The organism is Streptococcus mitis, assembly GCF_946190275.1.
GTDB classification, from domain to species: domain Bacteria; phylum Bacillota; class Bacilli; order Lactobacillales; family Streptococcaceae; genus Streptococcus; species Streptococcus mitis_DC.
The window spans coordinates 12,999-34,487 of sequence record NZ_CAMHZQ010000021.1; the positions used below are offsets into that span (position 1 = coordinate 12,999).

At 39.0% G+C, this 21,489-nt stretch carries 14 protein-coding genes and 3 pseudogenes; 13 read left to right on the forward strand and 4 right to left on the reverse strand.

The window, feature by feature from the left end; genetic code table 11:
• Nucleotides 1-8: 8 nt before the first annotated feature.
• The 7 genes and pseudogenes from N8M20_RS09155 to N8M20_RS09185 form a co-directional block, all read left to right on the forward strand.
• A pseudogene (locus tag N8M20_RS09155) lies at nt 9-282 on the forward strand (IS110 family RNA-guided transposase); the annotation flags it as partial.
• 177 nt (nt 283-459) lie between these two features.
• Nucleotides 460-1,431, forward strand: a complete 972-nt coding sequence (locus N8M20_RS09160; protein WP_261080377.1) for an Rpn family recombination-promoting nuclease/putative transposase — start codon at nt 460-462, stop codon at nt 1,429-1,431.
• A 1,093-nt stretch (nt 1,432-2,524) separates the two neighbouring features.
• Nucleotides 2,525-2,878: pseudogene (locus N8M20_RS09165) on the forward strand (N-acetylmuramoyl-L-alanine amidase family protein); the annotation flags it as partial.
• Nucleotides 2,879-3,016: 138 nt separating this feature from the next.
• Complete coding sequence (locus tag N8M20_RS09170; RefSeq protein WP_261080378.1) at nt 3,017-4,339, forward strand: nucleoside triphosphate hydrolase; 1,323 nt, start codon at nt 3,017-3,019, stop codon at nt 4,337-4,339.
• Nucleotides 4,340-4,481: 142 nt separating this feature from the next.
• Nucleotides 4,482-6,071, forward strand: a complete 1,590-nt coding sequence (locus N8M20_RS09175) for a PspC family transcriptional regulator (RefSeq protein ID WP_261080379.1) — start codon at nt 4,482-4,484, stop codon at nt 6,069-6,071.
• A 316-nt stretch (nt 6,072-6,387) separates the two neighbouring features.
• Entirely contained in the window at nt 6,388-7,590 is a 1,203-nt protein-coding gene (locus N8M20_RS09180; RefSeq protein ID WP_261080380.1) for an Abi family protein, read from the forward strand.
• Nucleotides 7,591-8,239: 649 nt separating this feature from the next.
• Nucleotides 8,240-9,571 carry an LPXTG cell wall anchor domain-containing protein gene (locus N8M20_RS09185; protein ID WP_261080381.1) on the forward strand — a complete coding sequence of 444 codons (1,332 nt, stop codon included), beginning with the start codon at nt 8,240-8,242 and terminating at the stop codon, nt 9,569-9,571.
• A gap of 255 nt (nt 9,572-9,826) precedes the next feature.
• On the opposite strand, the pseudogene N8M20_RS09190 reads toward N8M20_RS09185, so the two are convergent.
• Together N8M20_RS09190 and N8M20_RS09195 are read right to left on the reverse strand one after the other, a co-directional pair.
• A pseudogene (locus N8M20_RS09190) lies at nt 9,827-10,171 on the reverse strand (Rpn family recombination-promoting nuclease/putative transposase); the annotation flags it as partial.
• Between the two features lie 7 nt (nt 10,172-10,178).
• Nucleotides 10,179-11,177 (reverse strand): Rpn family recombination-promoting nuclease/putative transposase, encoded by a 999-nt coding sequence (locus N8M20_RS09195; RefSeq protein WP_261080382.1) that lies wholly within the window; start codon nt 11,175-11,177, stop codon nt 10,179-10,181.
• A gap of 147 nt (nt 11,178-11,324) precedes the next feature.
• On the opposite strand from N8M20_RS09195, the gene polA reads away from it, so the two are divergent.
• Entirely contained in the window at nt 11,325-13,958 is a 2,634-nt protein-coding gene (gene polA / locus N8M20_RS09200; protein ID WP_261080383.1) for a DNA polymerase I, read from the forward strand.
• Between the two features lie 84 nt (nt 13,959-14,042).
• Nucleotides 14,043-14,480, forward strand: a complete 438-nt coding sequence (locus N8M20_RS09205) for a CoA-binding protein (RefSeq protein WP_049487508.1) — start codon at nt 14,043-14,045, stop codon at nt 14,478-14,480.
• Nucleotides 14,481-14,660: 180 nt separating this feature from the next.
• Here N8M20_RS09205 and N8M20_RS09210 read toward each other — a convergent pair whose 3' ends face one another.
• Nucleotides 14,661-15,671, reverse strand: coding sequence for a YeiH family protein (locus N8M20_RS09210; protein ID WP_261080384.1), 1,011 nt, complete (start codon nt 15,669-15,671; stop codon nt 14,661-14,663).
• Between the two features lie 570 nt (nt 15,672-16,241).
• Between N8M20_RS09210 and N8M20_RS09215 the strand changes: the two genes are divergently transcribed.
• The 4 genes from N8M20_RS09215 to N8M20_RS09230 are packed head-to-tail and all read left to right on the forward strand — an operon-like array spanning nt 16,242 to nt 19,409.
• Nucleotides 16,242-17,411, forward strand: a complete 1,170-nt coding sequence (locus tag N8M20_RS09215) for a pyridoxal phosphate-dependent aminotransferase (protein WP_261080385.1) — start codon at nt 16,242-16,244, stop codon at nt 17,409-17,411.
• Nucleotides 17,408-18,178 (forward strand): DNA repair protein RecO, encoded by a 771-nt coding sequence (gene recO, locus N8M20_RS09220; protein ID WP_000616135.1) that lies wholly within the window; start codon nt 17,408-17,410, stop codon nt 18,176-18,178. The genes N8M20_RS09215 and recO overlap by 4 nt, the downstream gene beginning before the upstream one ends.
• The gene (gene plsX, locus N8M20_RS09225) at nt 18,175-19,167 is read left to right on the forward strand and encodes a phosphate acyltransferase PlsX (RefSeq protein ID WP_261080386.1); all 993 of its coding nucleotides are present in this window, start codon (nt 18,175-18,177) and stop codon (nt 19,165-19,167) included. The genes recO and plsX overlap by 4 nt, the downstream gene beginning before the upstream one ends.
• Nucleotides 19,168-19,172: 5 nt before the next feature.
• A complete protein-coding gene (locus N8M20_RS09230) occupies nt 19,173-19,409 on the forward strand; it encodes an acyl carrier protein (RefSeq protein WP_000136444.1) in 237 nt (78 codons plus the stop codon).
• A 100-nt stretch (nt 19,410-19,509) separates the two neighbouring features.
• On the opposite strand, the gene N8M20_RS09235 is transcribed toward N8M20_RS09230, so the two are convergent.
• Entirely contained in the window at nt 19,510-20,967 is a 1,458-nt protein-coding gene (locus N8M20_RS09235; protein ID WP_261080387.1) for an IS1182 family transposase, read from the reverse strand.
• Nucleotides 20,968-21,489: the final 522 nt, after the last annotated feature.

The window sequence follows — 21,489 nt, forward strand, 5'->3', positions numbered from 1 at the left end:
ATTTATTTGCTCAAGCTATTATTCAGATTATCTTTGACAATCCAGATGAGAAACTAAACATTAAGAAGTTGATTACCAAGATGAATGAAGGATAAGATGAGGAATTTGGGAGTCGCCATAGCGAGCTATGTAACACCTGAACAAGCTGAGAAAATCAGAATCATCAAGGAGCACTATGATGTTCTTGCTATCTGTAAAGAAGACTTAGAAAACATGATTCGGAAAGTCGGACAAGAAGATCAGGAACAAGTTAAGCTGATTCAAACCGTATCTGGATTAAGGGTGCTTTAATTTTAAAAATTAGGTGTCAAAACCTCTTTTAATACAGACAAAATTAAGGATAAACCATAATTTTAATAACTTTTATTTTTTTTCGTCTCTTTTCCGAATAAATAGATAGTAGCAGTGAATCTAGTAAACCTAGATTTAAAACTGTGGTATAATAAAAGGAGGAAAAGGATGATTCTAAGACATCCGGGCATTAGCCCGACCAATGATTTGGTTGCTAAGAAAATCTTTAGCAACCCAGAAATCACTTGTCAGTTTATCCGCGATATGTTGGACTTGCCAGCCAAAAATGTAACCATTTTGGAGGGAAGTAACATTCACGTCTTGCCTTCCCTGCCTTACTCAGCTCAGGATTTTTACACTAGTATAGACGTTTTGGCAGAGTTAGACAATGGGACACAAGTAATCATTGAGATTCAGGTGCATCATCAGAATTTTTTCATCAATCGCCTGTGGGCTTACTTATGCAGTCAGGTCAATCAAAACCTAGAAAAAATTCGTCAACGTGAAGGTGATACACACCAGAGTTACAAACACATCGCACCAGTATACGCTATCGCAATTGTAGATAGTAACTACTTCTCAGATGACTTGGCTTTTCATAGCTTTAGTATGCGAGAGGACACGACAGGTGAAGCCTTAACCATCACCAATAATGGACAGGAACATCATCTAGTCAAGATGGCGTTCTTGGAATTAAAAAAATACAGAGAAACCAGCAAGGACAAGGTTCGCAAGCCGTGGTTAGAGTTTTTTGGTAATAAGCCCTTTACCCAAGAACCCGAGCGAGCCATCAGCCAGGCAGATCAACTGCTGGACTACAAGAGCTGGTCCGAGGAGGACAGGAAAATGTTTAGTCAACTACGTATGCGCGAAGAACAAGCCTTGTTAGCACAGGACTATGCCTTGGAACAAGCTGAAGAAAAAGGTTTGGAACGTGGTCTTGAACGTGGGCGTGCAGAGGGTATTGAACAAGGGCGAGCTGAGGGAATTGAACAAGGTTTAGAACAGGGACTGGAGCGTGGAAAAGTTGAAGGAAGTTTGTCTATGCTACTGAATCTCGTCCGTCAAGGTCTTTTGACTTCTGAAGTTGCGAGTGAACAGTTAGGCATGAGCGTCGCTGAGTTTGAGGCCTTGCTATGAGGTCACATTTTTAATAGTAGAAAGTTAATGGAATGGCGAGTTATTTGCAAAATACTTGCCATTTTTGCTTGACATTTGGAAGAGGTTATAGGATAATACCATAGAAGTGAGTTCTGTCCAACTATCTATGTGGATTAGATATGTGAGGTTTGACTTAAGGTTTAAGAAATTTGTGAGATTTTCACTTGGGAGATACAGTATTTGAAGGGTATTTCATCTCACAAAGGCGTTTTTTTAACCTTTTTTGAAAAAATAGCTGAAAAGTTTAAAAAATCTAAGAAAACCCTTGACAAATCCTGCAAATATTTATATACTGTATGGTAGTAAGATAGTCTTACGAAAAAAATTTTTAAAGAAAAACAAAGGAGATAAAACGATGAAAAAAGTTTTATTGACAAGCGCAGTCGCTCTTGCAGCATTTGGTGCTGTACAAGCTGTATCAGCAAACACTACTAATGGTGCTTCAGTCACTGGTCCAGTAAATCCTCTTACAGGAAAAATTGATAATACACCATATACAGCAAATGAACACCCTTCATTCCACCATGAAGTACCAGCTGATCAACAATACAAACCAGCTACTCCAGCTTACAACCCTTACCATGGTAAACCAGTTGTGTTTGGTAACGGTTCACACGTTCGTTTTGCAGTTAAAGATATCCAAGGTAACCCAATTGCAGGTGTTAAAGTAGATATCTTACCTTATTCTAAGAATGATGAAGGAAAATATGTTGCTGGAACACCTACTTCTGCAGTATCTAATGAAGCAGGAGATGTAGAATTAGAAGTTAAAGCTGGTGATGCAGTTCGTTACCGTGTTGCTTATGTTCCAAAAGGATATGTAGTAAGACAAGCAAAACTTGTTACAGTAAATGGACAAGATAACAAATATTATACACTTACTGGATATAGAGGTGAAATCGAAAATCTAGCAAATGGTGAGACTCATGAAGATGCAGGTGCTGCTACAGAAGGTACTTTTGTAGTATCTGGTACTGCTGACCTAGATAAAGATACTCGTGCTGACATGTTCACAAACGCTCAAGTTGATTTGGTTCTTGAAAAAACTGACTCATACAACGTTGTAAAAGAACAATGGATCAAAGAAGAAGATGGTTGGAAATACTATTCTGGTAACCAAGCTGTAACAGGTTGGAAACAACTTGATGGCAACTGGTACTACCTAAATGAACAAGGTGTAATGCAAACAGGTTGGAAACAAGTCAACGGAACTTGGTACTACCTAAATGCATCAGGTGCTATGGTAACAGGTTGGTTGAAAGATGGTAACACTTGGTACTTCCTTGAAGCATCAGGTGCTATGAAAGCTAGCCAATGGTTCCAAGTTAAAGACAAATGGTACTACGTTAACGCTTCAGGTGCTCTTGCAGTTAACACTACTGTAGGTGGATACACTGTAAACGGAAACGGTGAATGGGTTAACTAATTAATCTAAAAAAGTGGGAGATTTCTCCTGCTTTTTATTTTTTCCATAAAAAGTCCAGTTTTTCTTAGAAATTTTTGTAAAAATAAGATACAATAAAGAAAAGCATAATAGCTAAATTTAAGAATGGAGAATATTCATATGAAAAATAAAAAATCTCTAGCTTTAGTTCTTGCTAGTGTCACAATGGCAGGTGCTGCTGTAACTACTTACTCAACTATCACAGCTCCTTCTGTACATGCAGATGAGTTTATTCGTAAAACCGAATGGATAACTGTTTCTAATGATCGTTCACGTACTCGTACAACTGTTTATTTTGAGTCAGGTGATCAAAAATTTGAAAAGCATAGTTATATTGATAAATTTGAGTATCAGGAAACCTATGTAGATGGTGGCGTACGTTACTATGTATTTGTAGAAAAAGGAACAAAACTTGCTGAATTGGAAAACGATCCCAATACACCTTCAGCAGACTTGAATAAGCAAGGTTACAAATCTACGGATAAAGGTAATAGCTGGCGTGAAGTATCAGGTAATCGATACTTTTATGTACAAGGAAACCCAGTAAAAGGTTGGGTAATTATTGATAATAAGACATACCACTTTAATAGTGAAGGTGTCATGGAACGTGGAGTTATTGAAAATAACTATGAACGCTACTATCTTGATGGACAAGGGGTTAAGAAAACTGGTTTCATCAAATTAGGAGAAAAAACCTATTACTTTGATGCGAATGGTGCCCGTAAAACAGAAATCATTAAAGAAAAAGAGAAAACTTACTTCGTTAAAGATGGTATTGTAAAAACTGGAGCGCATAAGGTAGGTGCTAAATGGTACTTCTTTGCTGAAGACGGTACAACTAAGTCAGGCATTGTAAAAGATAGTGATGACAAATGGTATTACATTACTGCAGAAGGTGAGCGTAAGACAGGTCTTATCAAGGGTGCTGGCGACAAGTATTACTATGTCACTGAAGAAGGTGAACGTAAGTTTGGGGAAATTACCGTTGATGGTAAAACATATTTCTTAACAGATGAATCTAATACAAAAGCTGGCTGGAATAAAGTTGATAGTAACTGGATTTATGTAAATAAAGAAGGTAAACGTCAAGTTGGCTGGTTACAAGATGGTGGTAAGTGGTATTACTTTAACGCTGAAGGCATTATGCAAAAATGGTGGGTTAAAGATGGTAGCACTTGGTACTATCTAAACGGTTCAGGTGCTATGCAAACAGGTTGGTTGCAAGATGGTGGTACTTGGTACTACCTAAACAACTCAGGTGCTATGCAAACAGGTTGGGCTAAAGTAGGTGATTCATGGTACTACCTTAAAGGCTCAGGTGCTATGGTAACAGGTTGGTTCCAAGTAGGCGGTAAATGGTATTATGCTTATAGTTCAGGTGCCCTTGCAGTAAGCACTACAGTCGATGGCTACTATGTAAATGCCAACGGTGAATGGGTATAAAATAACAAAGAGAGCGGTTAGAACTGCTCTCTTTCTTTTACTTTTAAATATTTCTACACTTTTTATGTTTTTTATTGCATTTATTATAGGAAAAGGATATAATATATATAAATTTAACCATTTAATAAAGGAGGTTCTTCTCATGAAGAAAACACTAACAGGTATCTTGCTAGCTACTTCAGTGCTAGCGATGGCTTCAGTTCAACCAGCACAAGCTGCCGAATCAGGGGCAACGAGTGCTTCGGCAACTTCTACGGTTAAAGAAGTACACTATGTGAAATTTCAAAATGGTAGACTTGTTGATATCAAAGCTGCATTGACAGGATCTGCTGTAACAGATGCATCTATTAAGGATCATCCTAAAATTGAGAACTATAAATATACTACTAGTGAAGAAATGGATGGTATACTATATCATACATATGCTCCAGATGCTACAACTGCTGCAACAGGTAATAGTAATAATTCTTCTGCTCAAAGCAATCCTTATAATGGTGGAAATACAGCTGCTGCAACGAACACAAATACAAACAATAATCAAAATGCCACAACGACTAGTGGGAATTCATCGGTTAAAGAAGTTCGTTTTGTAGTCTATAAAGAAGGCAGTAGCGATCCAGTAAATATTAAGGAACCGCGTAAAGGAGCTGAAGCTTCAGATACAAGTCATCCAACTATTGCTAACTATACATACGTTACTGGTAACTTAAAAGATGGTGTTCTTTATCATGTCTATCGTTCAAACACAGCAACTAATACTAACCAAAATCAGTCTACAGCGGTAGGTCAGTTCAAAACAGAGAACGGAAAAGTCTACTATATCAAGGACGGTAAAAAGGTTAGTGGTTGGCAAAAAATCGATGATAAGACTTACTACTTTGAAGCTGATGGCGCCATGAAGAAAGGTCTATTGACTGCAGGTGATAAGCAATACTATCTAGATGAAAAAGATGGTGTTAAAAAGCTAGGCTTTGTAAAAGTTGCTGATAAGGTTTACTATTTTGTAGAAGATGGTGAGAAGAAAACTGGCTTTATCAAAATTGATGATAAAACTTACTATCTAAAAGAAGGTGTTCGTCTAACAGGGGATATTACAGTAGACGGGAAACATTATTTCTTAGATGAGGAAGGTGTCCTTAAACCAGGTATTGTTTTAATTGATGGTAAAAAATTCTTCATTGATGATGAGGGAAATCGTCATGTTGGATGGAAGAAAATTGGACTGGATTGGTATTATTTCTCTAAAGAAGATGGAATGAAGACAGGTTGGGTCAAAGATGGATCATGGTATTACTTGGATGAAACTGGTGTGATGAAAACTGGTTGGAGACAAGTTGATGGTAATTGGTACTATCTTAATGGCTCAGGTGCTATGCAGACAGGCTGGAAATTTATAAATGGTAGTTGGTATCATTTTGATAGTTTAGGTAAAATGGGTACTAGATGGATAAAAGAAAATGGTACATGGTATTATCTTGACGGTTCAGGTGCTATGCAGACAGGTTGGTTGAACCAAGGTGGCACATGGTACTACCTCAACAGCTCAGGTGCTATGCAAACAGGCTGGCTCAACCAAGGTGGTACATGGTATTATCTTGCTGGCTCAGGCGCTATGAAGACAGGTTGGTTCCAAGTTAGCGGTAAATGGTATTACTCATACCCATCAGGAGCTTTGGCTGTGAATACAACTATCGATGGTTACACAGTAGATGCCAATGGTGAGTGGGTGTAATCATTCAATAACCAGGATGTAAATCAGGAGAGAAATCTCCTGTTTTTTGGCTTATCAACTGATAATGTTAATTTTGAATAGAAAGTTAGATATATTGGATTGACATTAGAATAGAACATTATGATTTCTAAAGCATTGTTAGAAATTTGTTTTAATTCTCTAATCAATTTGTTCAGTTTTTATTTGAATTTATTATAATTATGCTCTTATTTATAGACTATGCGATTGGCTAGTTGAAATTTTGAAATGTATATCGAGAAAATATTTGGGAATATGATATAATAGTACTTACATAGAAAATGAATGAGATAATATTATGACTAGAGAAAAAGAGTTTAAAACTATACATGAACAGATTATTATTCAAAAGAATAGGAACTTAAAAATTCCTGACGAACTACAGATGGAGAGCTTTATCCAACAGAAAAATTATTTTAATTCCATAAATGGTTTTGAAACTCTTTTTTTGTCAACTTCAAATCCTAAAAATTATATGTCTAGAGTATCTTTTAAGGATATTAAAAGAATATATATATTGGATAGAAATATTGCTAAATACCTATTTCAAGAAATTGAAAAGATTGAGATTGAATTAAAGTCTAGAATTGCCTATGAATTTGCAAGAGAACATTGTAATAGTGGCATTGAGTCTAATTTAAACTATTTGGATATCAGTTTCTATGAACGTTCGACTCTGCATAGTCAGAATTCTTTTACAGATTATTTTTATAGTCCTGGGAATGATAGAAAAACACATCTTTTTTTTAAAACTCATAATATTTCTGCTAGAATTAAGAATGCAAGATTTACGGGTAATGTACAACGGTCAAGTACTCGTAATGGAGCAATATTTTATAATTTAGAAGGTGTTTTTGAAGGAACTATTGATGACCTTAAAATAAATATTTACAGGGGAAAATTCTCAATAAAAGCTGATGATACTCCTAGTGATATCTCTGGATTAAATGGTTGTACATATGTGTCAGTCCAGATTAGAAACTTAGAAGGAAGATTTTTTGACTTATCTTATGCAGACTATTGTAAAATAAAATATCCATATATTTCTAGCTATAAAAATCCACCACTTTGGGTTATTATTGATACATTAATGCTCAATGATTTATTAGTTTTATTTCAGGGATTGGGAGTGAGGATACAAAATAAAATTATGAGTGAAATGGGCTTTGATTCGTCGGTTAGCGGAAGTCGTGAAAAATTTATTAACGCTTGTGAAATATTGCGTGAATTAAGAAATAAATTAGCACATTTTAGTCTCATAACAAGATATAGAACAGGAAATAAAATTCTGATAAATAGTCTGTTTATCTCTGAGTTATCACTTACTCCTAAGACTAACAATAGGGTTCTAAAATTTTATCAAAGTTTAAAAATTTTAAATTATTTTAATAATTTCTCTCTTAAAAAAATAGATTGCTCCATCAGACTATACTGTTTAAAAAATATATTTTTATTTAAATTTGATATTATTAAAAATTTTTTCAAAAGAATTGGAAAATAAGTATTGCTAAAAGATACTATTTGTGATAAAATAAATTATATTATATTTTAGAGCCACGACGGCGTGAAATCCTTGAAGGAGGTTTTCAAAAGTTAATAGAGAGAAGTTTCATAACTTCTCTCTATTTTTTATATATTATTTAGTGGAACGGAGAAATTTTAAATAATTGAATCATAACAGGAGGCAAATCTCCTGCTTTTTGAATAGGATTAAATAAATGAATATGATTGAGTCATTAAAAGAATTTTTTTGGTATGATGTTCCATTGGGAGTCTGTATCATAGTAACGTTAGGTGCTTATCATTAATTATTGCGAGTAATTCATTGGTATTTCTTAGCTTGTATTACAATCTCAACTCTTCGAACTCACGATAATATAGACATAATCAAGAAAGATTCTATCGATTTCGAAGAAGGGGCAATATCTAAATCCGACTTAAAAGGTAATTATTGTTTTGCTTAATTATATAGAGGTTGGTCAAAAATTCACTTCTAAATATCAAAAAATAAAGATTGATACAGTAGATTCATCAAATAAAAATAAGGGGAAATTCCTCTTATTTTTTTGTCAATAGGGATGTTATTTTGATTTTTCCGAAAGAAAATGGTAAAATGGTAGCAAAAAGATATTAAAGGTGGTAAACACTTTATGGATAAGAAAAAACTTTTCACTGCTAGCTTGGCTAGTGTAGCCGTTTTAGGGGCCGGTTTCCTTGCTTCTCACCCATCAGTTGTGAAGGCTGAAGAAGCAGCTTCAAATGCTGTAACTAAAGAAGATGTCGCTGATTACTTTACAGAGTTAGAAAAACAAGCTGAAGAAGCTATTAATAAAAATGATAAAATTAAAGATAAAGAAGTAGCAATCTTAGAAGCTAAGGCAGCTATCGGTAAAGAAGATTTATTAAAAGCTATTGATGAAAAACAAATCACACCTGAAGAAGTACTAAAAGACTTAGCAGAAGCTAGCAAGACTGAATCAGATGAAGCAGACCCAGGAAAATATGGTGAAAACTATGCACCTGATAAAGTTGAAGGTGCAAAACCTGCTCCAGGTGCTGAATTAAAACGTAACGAATCTGGTGAAGTTACAGAAGTTAAACCATTAAACGGTGGAATTGACGCTGATACTCAAGATAAAATCAACAAACGTTTAGACGAAGAAAATACAGATGTTAAAGATGCAGAAGAAAGATTAGCTGCAGCTAAACATGATGAAAAAGAAGCTGAATCTAATAGAGCAGAAGCTAAAGCAGCTGTAGAAGCAGCTAAAGAAAATGTGAAAGCAGCTCAAGAGGAATTAGCAGCTGCACCAGATTCTAAATCAAAAGAGGAAGCAGAAAAAACTTTAAAACAAGCAGAGCAAGACTTGAAAGATGCAGAAGAAGCATTGGAGCAAGCAGATGAAGATTATTATTCATATGTAGCAGACCGTGAAGCTGAAGAGGTTCGTGTACTACGTCGTCAAATTGCAAAAGATAAAGCTGATGGAAAAGATACTACAGCATTAGAAGAAGAACTTGATATTGCTTTAAATGGTGTTCAACCACTTGTTCAACCAGATCTTCTTCCTTATATTGAAGCAGAACAACCTAAACAAGAGCAACCTAAATTACCAAATGATGGGGGTCCTTACCCAGGTGACCGTTATATTATTAACAAACCAACACAAACACCAGCTTCAACTCCAGCAGAGTCATCAGGTTCAACAACACCGTCTACACCAGCAAATGAAACACCTGCTACACCAGCTCCTGGAACAGATACTCCAGCTGCATCAACAGCTGAAACACCAGCAACTCCTACAGTTGCGCCAGCTGTGGCAGGTACTAGCCAAGATAATACTTATCAAGCACCAGCTGCAAAATCAGAAGATAAGAAAGAACTTCCAAATACTGGTGGTAAAGATAACGCTGCAATTGCATCATTAGGCTTCCTAGGCTTGCTCCTTGGTGCCCTTCCATTTGTGAAACGTAAAAACTAATTAGTTAAAAATTTGAAAGAGAAGGACTTGTTACCTTCTCTTTTTGTGTATATAATCGCGTGAGGACTTTGTTGGATAGTATAGTGGATTGAACTTAGAATAGTACGCTACGGATTCTAAAACATTTCTAGAAATTAATTTGACTTTCCTAATCAATTTATTCATATCTTATTTCAATCTACTATAGAAAATAAAAAGTGAATAGGACCATATTTCAGTCCTGTTCACTTTTATGTTATTAGTGATTGTGTAATCTTATAACAGCGCCTCAAACTCAGCGGCGCTCATGCCCAATTGCTCACTCGCAAATTCAGAAGTTAGAACATGTTGGCGTACTAAATCTAGAAAGGCAAAAAGTTTCCCACGTTCTAAGCCTTTTTCTTCAGCTTGTTCCAAGGCATAATCATGAGCCAATAAGGCTTGTTCTTCACGCATACGTAGTTGACTAAACATTTTCCTGTCCTCCTCGGACCAGCTCTTATAGTCTAGCAGTTGATCTGCTTGGCTGATGGCTCGCTCGGGTTGCTGAGTAAAGGGTTTATTCCCGAAAAACTCCAACCACGGCTTGCGAACCTCGTCTTTGCTGGTTTCTCTGTATTTTTAGGTCTTATTTATGATGGTCTTTCAATAGTGCCTCAAACTCAGCAACAGTCATACCCAATTGTTCACTTGCAAATTCGGAAGTTAAAACATGTTGATGTACTAAATCAAGAAAGGTAAAGATTTGTCCTTCAACTTTCCCACGCTCCAGTCCTTGTTCAAGACCTTCTTCTCGCCCTTTTTCAATCCCCTCAGCTCGTCCTCGTTCTAGTCCCTGTTCAATGCCCTCTGCGCGACCACGTTCTAAGCCCTTTTCTTCAGCTTGCTCCAAGGCATAATCATGAGCCAATAAGGCTTGTTCTTCACGCATACGTAGTTGACTAAACATTTTCCTGTCCTCCTCGGACCAGCTCTTATAGTCTAGCAGTTGATCTGCTTGGCTGATGGCTCGCTCGGGTTGCTGAGTAAAGGGTTTATTCCCGAAAAACTCCAACCACGGCTTGCGAACCTTGTCTTTGCTGGTTTCTCTATATTTTTTTAATTCCAAGAATGCCATCTTGACTAGATGGTGTTCCTGTCCATTGTTTGTGATAGTTAAGACCTTACCTGTCGTATCCTCTCGCATGCTAAAGCTGTGAAAAGCCAAGTCGTCCGAGAAGTAGTTACTATCCACAATAGCGATTGCGTATACTGGTGCGATGTGTTTGTAACTCTGGTGTGTATCACTTTCTCGTTGGCGAATTTTTTCAAGATTTTGATTGACCTGACTGCACAAATAAGCCCACAGGCGATTGATGAAAAAATTCTGATGATGAACTTGAATTTCAATGATAACTTGGGTTCCATTATCCAACTCCGCCAAGACATCTATACTGGTATAGAAATCCTGAGCCGAGTAAGGTAGGGAAGGTAAGATGTGAATGTTACTCCCCTCCAAAATGGTTACATTTTTTGCTGGTAAGTCCAGCATATCGCGGATAAATTGACAAGTGATTTCTGGGTTACTAAAGATTTTCTTAGCAACCAAGTCATTGGTTGGGCTGATTCCCGGATGACGTACAGTCATATTTCTTCTCCTTTCATTATACCATAGTTTTAAATCTAGGTTTACTAGATTCTCTGGCTCTATCTATTTATTCGGAAAAAGTTTGAAAAATACTTGCTTTGGCTCTTTCCAATGGTATTTTTCCCTGCTTTCCTTTATAATGGGTGTATGGATAAGAAAAAATTATTATTGATTGATGGGTCTTCTGTTGCTTTTCGGGCGTTTTTTGCGCTCTATCAGCAGTTGGACCGTTTTAAGAATGCGGCTGGCTTGCATACCAATGCGATTTATGGCTTTCAGTTGATGTTGAGCCATTTATTGGAGCGGGTTGAACCTAGTCATATTTTGGTGGCTTTTGATGCGGGAAAGACGACCTTCCGTACAGAGATGTATGCGGACTATAAGGGTGGTCGGGCTAAGACTCCGGATGAGTTTCGTGAGCAATTTCCCTTTATTCGTGAGTTGCTGGATCATATGGGGATTCGTCATTATGAGTTGGCTCAGTATGAGGCGGATGACATCATTGGGACGCTGGATAAACTAGCTGAGCAGGATGGTTTTGATATTACCATTGTCAGTGGGGACAAGGACTTGATTCAGCTGACGGATGAGCATACGGTGGTTGAAATTTCTAAGAAAGGTGTGGCTGAGTTTGAGGCCTTTACGCCAGACTATCTCATGGAAAAGATGGGCATTACACCGACTCAGTTTATCGATCTCAAGGCGCTCATGGGTGATAAGTCGGATAATATCCCTGGGGTGACCAAAATTGGTGAAAAGACGGGTATCAAGCTCTTGCTGGAGCATGGCTCACTCGAGGGGATTTACGAGAATATCGATGGGATGAAGGCTTCTAAGATGAAGGAAAATCTCATCAATGATAAGGAACAGGCCTTTTTGTCGAAAACACTGGCGACCATTGATACCAAGGCACCGATTGAGATTGGTTTGGAGGATTTGGTCTATAGTGGTCCAGATGTGGAAAAGCTTGGAAAATTCTACGATGAGATGGGTTTCAAACAGCTCAAGCAGGCTTTAAATGTGTCGTCAGCTGATGTGGCTGAAAGTTTGAACTTTACTATCGTTGATCAAGTCACTCAAGACATGCTGACTGAAGAATCTATCTTCCATTTTGAGCTTTTTGGTGAGAATTACCATACGGATGATTTGGTTGGTTTTGCTTGGTCTTGTGGGGATAAGCTTTACGCTACAGATAAACTTGAGCTCTTGCAGGAGCCAATTCTCAAGGAATTTCTAGAAAAAACACCTTTGAGAGTTTATGACTTTAAGAAAGCTAAAGTTCTCTTGCATCGTTTGGGTGTGGATTTGCAGGCGCCTGCTTTTGATAGCCGTTTGGCTAAATACCTCCTTTCGACTGTGGAGGACAATGAAATTGCGACCATTGCTAGTCTTTATGGTCAGACTTATTTGGTTGATGATGAGACTTTCTATGGTAAGGGTGTCAAAAAGGCCATTCCTAAACGTGAGAAATTCTTGGAACATTTGGCTCGTAAGCTTGCTGTTTTGGTCGAAACAGAGCCTATTTTGCTTGAAAAACTCAGCGAAAATGGGCAATTAGAACTTCTTTATGATATGGAGCAACCTCTGGCTTTTGTCCTTGCCAAGATGGAAATTGCTGGGATTACGGTCAAGAAAGAGACCTTGCTTGAGATGCAGGCTGAAAATGAGCTTGTTATTGAAAAACTGACTCAGGAGATTTATGAGTTGGCTGGTGAGGAGTTTAATATCAACTCTCCTAAGCAATTGGGTGTACTTCTCTTTGAAAAGTTGGGGCTACCTCTAGAATACACTAAGAAAACCAAAACTGGATACTCGACTGCGGTGGATGTCTTGGAACGCTTGGCTCCTATTGCGCCAATTGTTAAGAAAATTCTCGACTACCGTCAGATTGCAAAGATTCAATCCACTTATGTGATTGGCTTGCAGGACTGGATTTTAGCTGATGGAAAGATTCACACGCGTTATGTGCAGGATTTGACCCAGACTGGGCGTCTGTCTAGTGTGGATCCAAACTTGCAAAATATCCCTGTTCGATTGGAACAAGGGCGTCTCATTCGTAAGGCTTTTGTGCCTGAGTGGGAGGATAGTGTGCTACTCAGCTCGGACTATTCACAGATTGAATTGCGCGTTTTGGCGCATATCTCTAAGGATGAGCACTTGATTAAGGCCTTCCAAGAGGGGGCAGATATCCATACTTCGACAGCCATGCGGGTCTTTGGCATTGAGCGTCCTGAGGATGTGACTGCAAACGACCGTCGCAATGCCAAGGCTGTCAACTTTGGAGTGGTTTACGGGATTTCAGATTTTGGTTTGTCTAATAATCTGGGCATCAGCCGTAAAGAAGCCAAAGCCTATATTGATACCTACTTTGAACGCTTCCCAGGTATTAAAAACTACATGGATGAAGTGGTGCGTGAGGCGCGTGATAAGGGATATGTAGAGACACTTTTCAAGCGTCGTCGTGAGTTACCAGATATCAATTCTCGCAACTTCAATATTCGTGGTTTTGCGGAGCGAACTGCTATCAACTCACCTATCCAGGGTTCGGCAGCAGATATTCTCAAGATTGCTATGATTCAGCTAGATAAAGCCTTGGTTGCAGGTTCTTATCAGACCAAGATGTTGTTACAAGTGCACGATGAAATCGTCCTTGAAGTGCCTAAATCTGAATTGGCAGAGATGAAAAAATTGGTCAAACAAACCATGGAAGAAGCCATTAAACTCAGTGTTCCCCTCATCGCAGATGAAAATGAAGGGGCAACCTGGTACGAGGCTAAATAAAAAGGGGGCTAGTCCTCCTTTTTTGTAGTAGAATTCTGCAAGCCTTTTCAAATTGTGCTATACTGAAGAAAAAGGAGGATTTCTATGAGTCAAGAATTTATCAATCCAAGTGATGGTGTGATTCGTCAGTATCTCGCAACGAGTAAAACCCTTGCTGTTGTGGGTTTGTCAGACCGTGAGGAAACAACCAGCAATCGAGTGACCAAGGAAATGCAGGCTCGGGGTTATAAAATTATCCCAGTCAATCCCAAGGCGGCAGGTGGCGAAATCTTGGGTGAAAAGGCTTATGCTAGCCTAGCAGAGATTCCTTTTCCTGTAGATATTGTTAATGTTTACCGGCGTAGCGAGTTTCTGCCAGATGTGGCGCGTGATTTTCTCAAAGCTGATGCCAAGATTTTTTGGGCACAGCTAGGACTTGAAAGTCTAGAAGCGGAAGAAATCTTGCGTGCTGGTGGATGTGATGATATCGTGATGAATCGTTGCATCAAGAGAGAACATACACGCTTGATTGAGGAAGTATAAGAAAAGGTAGCTGGTGGGCTACCTTTTGTGTTATATTCAATGAAAATCAAAGAGTAAAGAGGAAACTAGCCGCAGGCTGCTCAAAACACAGTTTTGAGGTTGTGGATAGAACTGACGAAGTCAGTCACATATATACGGCAAGGCGACGTTGACGTGGTTTGAAGAGATTTTCGAAGAATATTAGAAAATACCGATAAGGGTCTGCATCCCAAGACTGGTGAGAATGATGGCTATCCAGCAAATGGCTCCGAGAACAATGGATTTTCCGCTGGATTTGACCATAGCTACCAGATTTGTTTTGAGACCGATAGCACTCATGGCCATGATAATGAGGAATTTGGAGAGTTGTTTGAGAGGAGTAAAGAAGCTACTGGACACACCGAGAGAGGTCAGTAGGGTAGTTAGGAGAGATGCAAGGATGAAGTAGAGGATAAAAAGTGGGAAGACTTTTTTCAGTTGCAATCCTTGCTTATTTTCTTGTTGGCGACTTTGCCAGTAGGAGAGAAAGAGAGTGATGGGGATGATAGCTAGGGTTCGTGTGAGTTTGATAATGGTTGCAGATTCGAGGGTATTAGTCTGGTAGAGACTGTCCCAGGCGCTGGCGGTAGCCGTTACAGAGGAAGTATCATTGACCGCAGTTCCTGCAAAGAGGGCGAAGCCTTCATTGGATAGATGAAGCCAGGTACCTAGCGTTGGAAATATGAGCGCAGCCAAGACATTGAAGAAAAAGATAACAGAGATGGCTTGGGCGACTTCCTTTTCCTTGGCATGGATAACAGGCGCTGTTGCTGCAATGGCAGAGCCCCCACAGATAGAAGAACCCACTCCAATCAAGGTAGCCAGTTTTGTGTCCAGTGCAAAGAAACGCTGGAAGAGGTAGGCAACAATCAAGGCTATTGAAATGGTGGACAGGATGACAGGGAGTGAAGATTGCCCTACTGCGAAGACTTGAGAGATATTGAGACCAAAACCAAGCAAGATAACAGCATACTGGAGCAATTTTTTAGAACTAAAGGTCAATCCAGCATCCAGTTGTTTATAAGACGAGAGAAAGGGATGGAGAAGCATGCCTATGAAAATGGCAAAAACGGGCGCGCCAATCACAGGGAAGAATCCTCCTAAGTACCAAGATAGGATGGAAATGAGAAGGCAGGCCAAGATGCCTGCTCCATTTTTTGATAGAAATGACATAAAAACCTCCAAATAGAATCTGTTACCATTATAGACCTGTAAACAGGAAAAGTAAAATAGAAAGTGGAGCTAACAATTATTTGACAAGTAGTGCTAATTATGTAATAATAATCTTACAAGAACTGTAACGAAGTCTTGGCAAAAACAAAAATACCAGAGCTCCACCTCTGGTATTTCTTTTTGTCCAGTTACATTAAAACTAAACTCAGGTTATATTTTTTTGTCGCGCTTATCTAACCACTTTCTGACTATCCACTCAGAAATGACATTACCGGTAAGAGTAATCAGTAATGGTGCTAGAATAGTTGTAACGAAGATTATCAAAACCTCAATACTCGTCGAAAATCTCATGATACGTTGTCATCTTCGGCTTACCTAACTTTAGTTATGCTTTCACCTCGATTCCTAGTCTCATGAGATTTTCATTGAGTATTCTAAAAACATAGTGTTGTAATCAATTTAAATTAACATACTTCAATTTGTTATGCTAGCGTTATTCTATCATGTATTTTTGCGGTCGGGGGGCTTTTGTAGTATAATAGAGATACGTTTTTACAGTAGGAGGTATCTATGGACTTAACTAAGCGCTTTAATAAACAGTTAGATAAGATTCAAGTTTCGTTGATTCGTCAGTTTGACCAGGCTATTTCGGAGATTCCTGGGGTCTTGCGTTTGACCTTGGGGGAACCTGATTTTACAACGCCAGATCATGTCAAGGAGGCGGCCAAGCGAGCGATTGATCAGAACCAATCCTACTATACAGGGATGAGTGGTCTGCTGACCTTACGTCAGGCGGCCAGTGATTTTGTTAAGGAAAAGTATCAACTGGACTATGCTCCTGAAAATGAAATCTTGGTTACAATTGGGGCGACAGAGGCCTTATCTGCTACTTTGACAGCTATTTTGGAAGAGGGAGACAAGGTACTTTTGCCAGCTCCTGCTTATCCGGGTTATGAACCGATTGTCAATCTAGTTGGGGCAGAGGTTGTCGAGATTGATACAACTGAAAATGGGTTTGTCTTGACTCCTGAAATGTTGGAGAAGGCCATTTTGGAGCAAGGTGACAAGCTCAAGGCGGTTATTCTCAACTATCCAGCTAATCCGACAGGAATTACCTATAGTCGGGAGCAGTTGGAGGCCTTGGCAGCTGTTTTACGCAAGTACGAGATTTTCGTTGTCTGTGATGAGGTCTACTCAGAATTGACTTACACAGGGGAAGCCCATGTGTCTCTGGGAACTATGTTGAGAGATCAGGCTATCATTATCAATGGTTTGTCGAAATCGCACGCCATGACAGGTTGGCGTTTGGGGCTGATTTTCGCTCCTGCGGCCTTCACAGCCCAGTTAATTAAGAGTCACCAGTATTTGGTTACTGCTGCAAATACCATGGCTCAACACGCTGCGGTGGAAGCCTTGACGGCTGGTAAAAACGATGCGGAGCCCATGAAAAAGGAATACATCCAGCGTCGGGATTATATTATCGAGAAAATGACTGCTCTTGGTTTCGAGATTATCAAACCAGACGGTGCCTTCTATATCTTTGCTAAGATTTCAGCTGGTTACAACCAAGACTCATTTGCCTTTCTCAAGGATTTTGCTCAGAAGAAAGCTGTTGCCTTTATCCCTGGTGCTGCCTTTGGGCGTTATGGAGAAGGTTATGTTCGCCTGTCTTATGCAGCCAGCATGGAGACTATCAAAGAAGCCATGAAACGGCTTGAGGAGTATATGAGAGAAGCATGATTCAGTCTATCACGAGTCAAGGCTTGGTGCTCTACAATCGTAACTTTCGTGAGGATGACAAGCTAGTCAAGATTTTTACAGAGCAGGCTGGCAAACGGATGTTTTTCGTCAAACACGCTGGTCAGTCCAAACTGGCTCCTGTTATTCAGCCCTTGGTACTGGCACGATTTCTCTTAAGAATCAATGATGATGGGCTTAGCTATATCGAGGACTATCATGAGGTCATGACCTTTCCCAAGATTAATAGTGATCTCTTTGTTATGGCCTATGCGACCTATGTGGCAGCTCTTGCAGATGCTAGTTTGCAGGACAATCAGCAGGATGCTCCCTTGTTTGCTTTTTTGCAAAAGACCTTGGAGTTGATGGAAGCGGGCTTGGATTATCAGGTTTTGACTAATATTTTTGAAATTCAAATCTTGACTCGATTTGGAATCAGCCTCAATTTTAATGAGTGTGTCTTTTGCCATCGGGTTGGTCAGGCTTTTGACTTTTCTTTCAAATATGGAGCTTGCCTCTGTCCAGAGCATTATCATGAGGATGAGAGACGTTGCCATCTCAATCCCAATATCCCTTATCTGCTCAATCAATTTCAAGCCATTGATTTTGAAACCTTGGAGACCATTTCGCTCAAACCTGAAATTAAGCAAGAGCTACGCCAATTTATGGATCAACTCTACGAAGAGTATGTTGGGATTCACCTAAAATCAAAGAAATTTATTGATTCCCTAGCAGACTGGGGACAATTACTAAAAGAGGAAAAGAAATGAAAAAAATCGCAGTAGATGCCATGGGAGGCGATTACGCACCTCAGGCCATCGTTGAGGGTGTCAATCAAGCCCTAGCTGACTTTTCAGATATTGAGGTTCAACTCTACGGAGATGAAGCTAAAATCAAGCAATATCTGACAGCGACAGAGCGCGTCAGCATTATCCATACGGATGAGAAGATTGATTCAGACGATGAACCTACGAGAGCTATTCGGAAGAAGAAAAATGCCAGTATGGTATTGGCAGCTAAGGCTGTCAAAGAAGGCGAAGCAGACGCTGTTCTCTCGGCTGGGAATACAGGTGCTTTGTTGGCGGCTGGATTCTTCATCGTAGGTCGTATCAAGAACATCGATCGACCAGGACTTATGTCGACTTTGCCGACTGTAGATGGGAAGGGGTTTGACATGCTAGACCTCGGTGCTAATGCGGAAAATACAGCCCAGCACCTCCATCAATACGCGGTTCTAGGGTCTTTCTATGCTAAAAATGTTCGTGGCATTACGCAACCACGCGTTGGCTTGCTCAATAACGGAACAGAGAGTAGTAAGGGCGACCCGCTTCGTAAGGAAACCTATGAATTACTAGTGGCTGATGAAAGTTTAAACTTTATCGGAAATGTGGAAGCGCGTGATTTGATGAATGGCGTTGCGGATGTTGTTGTGGCAGATGGTTTCACGGGAAACGCTGTGCTCAAATCCATTGAAGGGACAGCTATGGGAATCATGGGCTTGCTCAAGACCGCTATTACAGGTGGTGGTCTTCGAGCAAAACTAGGCGCCCTCCTTCTCAAGGACAGCCTCAGAGGTTTGAAGAAACAGCTCAACTATTCAGATGTTGGTGGAGCGGTCTTGTTTGGTGTTAAGGCACCTGTTGTCAAGACTCATGGCTCAAGCGATGCCAAGGCTGTTTATAGTACAATCCGCCAGATTCGTACCATGCTAGAAACAGACGTAGTTGCCCAGACTGCGCGTGAATTTTCAGGAGAATAAAATAGATGACAGAAAAAGAAATTTTTGACCGTATTGTGACTATTATCCAAGAGCGACAGGGAGAAGACTTTGTCGTGACAGAATCCTTGAGTCTGAAAGACGACTTGGATGCTGATTCAGTCGACTTGATGGAGTTTATCTTGACACTGGAAGATGAATTTAATATCGAAATCAGTGATGAGGAAATTGACCAACTCCAAAGTGTAGGAGATGTGGTAGAAGTCGTCAAAAGTAAAGAATAGCAAGAAGCAACATGCAAGTAGTCCACTGAAAAAATAGGTCTCTTACTTTTAATGAAATGAAAACCGAGGAATCTCTCGTTAATTTGAGCGAATTCCTCGGTTATTTTGTATTTATTAAGGTCATAATTCGTTTCATATTGACCACGAAGATGCTTGTGGCTGCCTGTAACTCCATGCTGAAAAGACCCGATGCTCTCGCGACATCAAAGCCATGTCTCTGTTTTAGTTCGGCATTCTTTGCTTCGATTTTATAGCGATGTCTGGCCATTTCTTTAAAATAAGGTGTTTCCTGAAATTTCTTCTGGAAAAGATGGTCGTCACTCTTAATGGTTATTGAATAAGTTTTAGACTTTGCCCCCTCCTTATAACATCCTTCCTTGGAAAGGCAACTCTTGCACTTCTCAATGTCAAAGCAATGAGTGACAACTTGATTCTTATTTTGATATTTTTTCCCTGTCCTTGCTTTGCGAACAGCCATGTGTCCTTCTGGACAGACAAATAGCCCTGCATCTTTATTAAATTCAAACGCATCCTCTTCTTTACGGTAACCTTTTGAAACTGAAGGGTTCAGTTTTGAAACCAAATGAATCTTTTCTTTGCGAGCTAGTTGAATGTTGTCCTTTCCTGAATAAGCCGCATCACCAATAATAGTCTCGATGTCCAGACTATTTTCCTTTGTTTTGGCATATAACTCAGGTAAATATTTCCCATCGCTTTGTTCACCAGAAGTGACCACACAAGCAGTAATAATCCGTTCATCCGTCATAGCGATATGACTTTTATATCCATAGAAAGAGGTGTCGGCTGTCTTATGTCCAAGCCTAGCCTCCTCCTTAACAGAAGCTTCCAAATGTTCTAAGTCGTCCTCGACAGCCTCTTTTAGGTAATTGAACTTTTGAGACACAGCCGGTAGGGCTAAGAGTTCCTCGTGTTTTTCAACCACAGCCATTAACTCCTCTGTATAGGTCAACTCTGCTTCGAGGTTATCTTCTTGAGGTTTCTTTGGAAATTCTATTTTGATATCTTCTGAATGTTGATAAATTGTTTTACGTAAAGCTTTTGAACGCTCTCTAAGGATTTCTTGGGGTTTCTTATGATTATAATGAGATTTGGTGTGAGTGGCATCCACAATGAGGATTTTACTCTTAATCAAGTTATGTTCGAGTGCAATTTGAACAGACTTCTGAATCAATACATCAAGCAGTTTATCATCTTTAATTCTTAGCTTTCTAAATTTTGTCAGAGAGGATGGCTCGATAACAGAATCCTCAGGAGCCAGACCAAGAAAAAATTTAAAGGCCATATCTGACAAGGAACGTCCTACCACATCTACATCTGATAACTTATAAATATCTTTTAACAAGAGATATTTGAACATCATAATCGGTGAATAAGCTTTACGCCCAAAATCGGGACGATAATTCTTTTCTAGTTCATCATAAATAAAGCTAAAATCACAGAGTTCAGTTAGCTGACGTAAAAAGTGGGTTTTAGGAACCACGATATCATACAAACTAGAATAAGGACTGACATCCATAGTTAACTGATTATCAAGCATTATTTCACCTCATCTCTAGTATAACAAAAAAGCCATCAATTTGATGACTTTTTCAGTAGGCTCCATGCAAGTCGTGTTGCTTTTTTATTGTCAGGGAAAATAAAAAATTTAGAACTTTTAGTGGGAATTACGAATAGATAGATAAGGAAGAAAAAGAGGAGTATTTATGTATGTGACTGGTTTTTATCCGTGGTTTATTAAGTTATTTTTTAAATAAAATTTAATTTCGTTGTACATTTTCGAATTGTTTTTCGAATAGATAAGTAAGAGGAAAAGGAAGGAGCCTAATTCATGTTTATATCAATGTTCTACCCATGGTTCACTGAGTTATTTTTTAAATAAATTTAATTTAGTTGTACATTTTCGAAATTTTTTTCGAATAGATAAGTAAGAGGAAACAGAAAGGAGTCTGGTTTATGTATCTACCAATCTTGCATCCGTGGTTCATTAAATTATTTTTTAAATAAAATTTAATTTAGTTGTACATTTTCGAATTGTTTTTCGAATAGATAAGTAAGAGGA